3 protein-coding genes and 3 pseudogenes are annotated in these 4,828 nt (G+C 36.7%); 5 read left to right on the top strand and 1 reads right to left on the bottom strand.

Features of this window, described 5'->3' with window-relative positions:
• Positions 1–669 precede the first annotated feature (669 nt).
• Positions 670–1,419: pseudogene (locus IV36_RS12620) on the bottom strand (winged helix-turn-helix transcriptional regulator); the annotation flags it as partial.
• A 279-nt stretch (positions 1,420–1,698) separates the two neighbouring features.
• Here IV36_RS12620 and IV36_RS11570 point away from each other — a divergent pair.
• From IV36_RS11570 to IV36_RS11550, 5 genes and pseudogenes are all read left to right on the top strand, one after another.
• Positions 1,699–2,133, top strand: coding sequence for a PTS sugar transporter subunit IIA (locus tag IV36_RS11570; protein ID WP_056992645.1), 435 nt, complete (start codon positions 1,699–1,701; stop codon positions 2,131–2,133).
• A gap of 14 nt (positions 2,134–2,147) precedes the next feature.
• Complete coding sequence (locus tag IV36_RS11565; RefSeq protein ID WP_056992642.1) at positions 2,148–2,642, top strand: PTS sugar transporter subunit IIB; 495 nt, start codon at positions 2,148–2,150, stop codon at positions 2,640–2,642.
• 23 nt (positions 2,643–2,665) lie between these two features.
• Positions 2,666–3,517: pseudogene (locus IV36_RS11560) on the top strand (PTS mannose/fructose/sorbose/N-acetylgalactosamine transporter subunit IIC).
• Between the two features lie 2 nt (positions 3,518–3,519).
• The gene (locus tag IV36_RS11555; protein ID WP_056992640.1) at positions 3,520–4,365 is read left to right on the top strand and encodes a PTS system mannose/fructose/sorbose family transporter subunit IID; all 846 of its coding nucleotides are present in this window, start codon (positions 3,520–3,522) and stop codon (positions 4,363–4,365) included.
• 31 nt (positions 4,366–4,396) lie between these two features.
• Positions 4,397–4,738 (top strand): annotated as a pseudogene (locus tag IV36_RS11550) (DUF202 domain-containing protein).
• The last annotated feature ends 90 nt before the right edge of the window (positions 4,739–4,828 follow it).

The following is a 4,828-nucleotide window of genomic DNA, read 5'->3' as shown; positions in this document are numbered from 1 at the left end:
AATTTTAGTCTATAATTTAGGATTTTTTAATTTTGTGACGAACTAGCACCACGCGTACGCGCTCTGTATATTTTTAGGAGTCATCTTGATAAGTAGTTGTTTAAACAGATAATGGCTCCTTGGATAACGTTTCTTAATCTGAGCTTGAAACTTATGTGTAGAATCAGCAACAGGAAGATTATCGCTACACAGATTTGCAAATGTAAATGCAAGTGCAACATAGCGCCAAAAATTATCATCATTTTGAAAAACGATCCCATACTGATGTGTAATAGCTTCTTTTGAAACTTGACGGACTGTTTGAGCAAGTTCTTTTAAGAGTGATTCACTAACAGTAGTGTCTACTTGATTAAGCACTTTAAGCACTAAGAAATTTTGTTCGGTAATAGTTTCACCGGCAAGCAATGACTCCAAGAGATCCTCGAGTAAATTATTAACGGTTGGCCCAAGCTGCAATGCACTGGTAACAAGTGAAGTAATCTTTGTTTCCAATAAGTGCTGGTTAGGGGTTATGCAAATTGAATTTTCATTGTCTTTATTAATTATTAATTGGTTAACATTGGGTGTTTTGGCATATGCTGCAGCACACATTAGTTGTATTCGATTATTGAGATCACTGATACTAACAACATTAGTAATCTTAGCAAACTTAATCAGTGAGTGCGGTGAAATAAGGATATTCTTACCTATCTTGTCAGCTTGTCTCTGTAAAAACAAACCGACAAACGCAATTCTTTCATTAAGCGGCCGTTCATTAAGCGAACTCAGTTTAATTTGAACCACTGCACAATTGAAGTCAGTGCAATTATTGTCACTTAACTCTGTAGTTGCCGAAAAAATAAAGCGAATATTTGTTTTTTCTTGCTGGTTAGCAAACATAAAGAGTTCATGCTGTTTTTCCGAATGCAATACCTGTAAATTTTTGATGTATAAAAAACCCGTCTTTTGTACTTGACCAGCGGTTTCCTGTATCTGTCTTTGTAATGTATTAAATTTATTTTTATATTTACCGCAGTCAATCGTTTCAAAAACAGATTCTTTGGTAAAAATTCCGCGATGGATTGCTTCACGATAAACACTCCGTGCAAGTGAGAGTTTTCCAGTGCCATGAGCACCTATGATCAGAATAGGCAACCCATGGTCTGGATAAACAATTGCCTCTATGGCATGATTAATATCATTTTTCAGACTACCGTGGAAACCTATTAATTCGTCAAAAGCAGACTTTTCTCGCTTAATCTGCCAGTACACCGGCCGGCTTCCAGTCTTTAACAGCTTACCCTGTTTCTCTAACTTAGATAGGTAACTACTTGTTACGCCTCTTGTCAGGCCAACAGCATCAGCGGCCTGTTTGGTTGTAATACGTTCGTCAGGAAATTGTTGTGCAATTGCCGCATAAAGTTTTTCTATAGCTTTCAAAAAAATCCCTCCTTAAGCACAATTAATCATAATTAAGCACAACATTCAAGTGACTTTTCAGTGGTATATGCTTAATATAATAAGTGTAAGCGTTACCTTAGTTTAAGTCTAGACAAATCTAAGAAATAGTTTACAAATTTTCAAATGAAGGGGGGTGCTTCCTTCACGATGATTAGTATCAATTGTGTATAAAGATTATTCTCACGCAGCTTTGATAAATAATCATCGTTTTCTGTAAAGCTATACCCTATATATTTTTACAGAGAGGAAGAGATGAAAATGAAATATTTATTACTGGTTAGTCATGGTGAATTTTCGAGCGGATTGAGACAGACTTTAAGTATGTTTGCAGGAGATACTATTGATTCCGTTATTGCTGTTGGGTTGAAACCTGATGAAACTAGTGCGACTCTAGAACATCACTTTGAAACAATTCTTGATAAGCTTCCAGCCGATGCTCAATTCATTATTTTGGCTGATATTATTGGTGGCAGTCCACTTACAACGGTTTGCAATACTTTGAACAAATATGGAAAGCTGCAAGATAGTTTCATAATCGGCGGTATGAATTTCTCCATGGCTCTAACTGCATTGATGTCTAAAGACACCATGGAAGAAGATGAATTAAGGGCAAAAATAATGTCTGAAGCTACAGGTGCAATTAAATTTTTGGATATAGATGTTGCACCAGAGACTTCAGATGATGATATTTAGAGGGGGTTATTATAATGTCAATTTCTTTTGTACGAATCGATGATCGTATGATTCATGGGTTAATCACTGTTCGTTGGGGTAAAGAATATCCATGTGATGGAATTATTGCTGTAAATGATAAGGCTGCCAACAATCCTGTTTTGGCGGGAGCATATAAAGCAGCTTCGGACAAAAAAACATTTGTTTGGACACTCGAACATTTCGATAAGGTAAAAGACAAGGTTCTAAATTCTAGCACTAAGTATTTCTTAATTACCAAGAATCCACAAGATATGAAAAAAATTCTAGTTGATTTTAAATTCAAGCCCAGTGATGTAAAAACCGTTATTGTGGGTCCTGGTAATGACCGCGAAAATGCAATAAAACTTGGAGACAATCAGTCCTTTACCCAAGAAGAGGGAGACGCTTTCGAAGCAATTGAAGAGAATGGGTATAAAGTAGATTTCGCTTTATTACCTGATCAGCGTCTAGGAAGTTGGGACAAGTTTAAGTCAAAATTTGGTTATTAGATTAAAAAAGAGGGGGATTTAAAATGACAATTAGTTGGATTCAGGCAGCAATGTTAGGACTGTTCGCATGTTTATGTTCTAACTCATGTATGGCTGGTCAAGCAGTCGGTAATTATACAATTGGTCGTCCGTTGGTCGGAGGCCTTATCTGTGGCCTTATCCTAGGTGATCTTCAGCTAGGAATTGCTTGTGGTGTTGCTATGCAGTTAGTTTATATTGCACTTGTTACACCGGGTGGTACTGTTTCTGCTGATGTCCGTGCAATTTCTTATATTGGTATCCCGTTAGCTATGGTTGCTATTGCCTCACAAGGATTAAATCCACTTGGAGGAAGTGCTGCTAACCTTGCTAAGTCAGTTGGTACATTAGTTGGAACTGTTGGGACTGTTCTCTATTATGCTGTTGCTACTATGAACTTGGTTTGGCAATCATTTGGATGGAAAGATGTTCATAATGGAAAATTAAATAAGTTGACAGCTGTTAACTTTGGTTGACCTTGGATTTCTCATGCTATTTTCTCATTTTTACCAACAATGTTTCTTACTTACTATGGTGCTACTGCCGTAACAGCTTTACGAAATGCTTTACCTATGGATGGCGTTGCTATGAAAACACTGTTCACAGTTGGTGGTATGTTACCATGTGTCGGAATTGCAATTTTACTTCGCCAAATCATAGGTCGTACAACAGACTTCATTCCTTTCCTTGTAGGATTTACATTGGCAGCTTCATTAGGTCTTAACTTAGTTTCAGTTACAGTCGTTTCATTATTGTTTGCAGTTATTATGTATGAAGTTGAAATGTCTAAGGGTGGGAAACAAGGCAACAGTACTGTACCCGAAGGACCAAATGACGATGATGAGGAGGATATTTGATTATGGAAAATACTAACAATTCAAAAAAACTTGATAAAAGAACACTGCTAAAGTCTTTTCATCGTTGGTTTTGGGGTGCATTAACTTGCTTCTCACAAGAACACATGCAGACATTCGGATATATGGCATCTATGCTGCCAATTCTTAAAAAACTGTATCCCAACCATGAAGATCAAGTTAAAGCAATTAAAGCATATACAGCATTTTTCAACACTAACCCAATGTTAGGAACAGTTATTGTCGGTATCACTGCAAGTATGGAACAGGCACGTGCAAATGGAAAAGAAATTGATGGTGAAACAATCAATGATATGCGTGCTGGTCTTATGGGACCAATTGCCGGAATTGGTGATTCCTTGATCGATGGAACTCTTATTCCAATTCTCCTTGGTATTTCTCTTGGTATGTCAACAGGTGGTTCACCACTTGGTGCAATTTTCTACATTGTTGCATGGGTACTAATTGCATACTTTGGACAGCGTTTCTTATATTTCCGTGGATATCACTTTGGTGATCAAGCCGTTAGTTTCTTAGTTGGAAAACAAGGAGCTGCTATCCGACGTGCAATCGGAATTGTCGGAAGTATGGTTGTTGGTGGTGTTCTAGCTTCTTGGGTAAATGTTACAACTTCACTTAAATTATACGGAGCAAATGGCAAAGTTTTCTTAAACCTTCAAAATAAACTAGATAGCATCTACCCTGGCTTGCTGACGGTTATTGTAACTTTATTTTGCTGGTGGTTAATGACTAAGAAACATGTATCAGCCATTTGGACAATGTTGCTTCTTGTAGTAATTTCACTTATTGGTGTTCTAGTTGGATTCTTCAATCCTGGTCTTTCCTACTAAAACACAAGCAATGACAAGGAGGAAAGTAGAAATGACAATTCAAGAAATGAAAAAAGGATATGAGGAAGAGGTTGCATATCAGAAGCATATGCTTAAAAATTAAGGTTACTGGTTTCAGCTTTGGACTACTATCAGTGGTCTTGGAATCGTCTTAATTTACTTTTTCCACCACCAAAATTTTTGGCTTAACATTTTGGGAATCTCCTTGTTTGCAATAGGTGCTCTAGGTATGCTGATATTTGGATATGCAGGTTGGAAAGGACAACAAAACATTCGAGCACTTATTCATGATTTCGATCAAAAAATTGAATACTTCTATAAGGCTCATAAGAATGTTTCAAGTTCAAAAAGAAAAAAGGTTAAACATTCATAATACTTTTTGGTAAAAACAAATTAATAACAAAGGGGCTGTGCCATAAGTCCTTCAAAAAAGAAGAGATTAGCGAAAATTGTTCTTTGATTT

Source organism: Liquorilactobacillus mali, from assembly GCF_001437155.1.
Taxonomy (GTDB): domain Bacteria; phylum Bacillota; class Bacilli; order Lactobacillales; family Lactobacillaceae; genus Liquorilactobacillus; species Liquorilactobacillus mali_A.
Note: the sequence above shows the minus strand (reverse complement) of the source record. Positions and strands in the feature narration are given on the sequence as shown.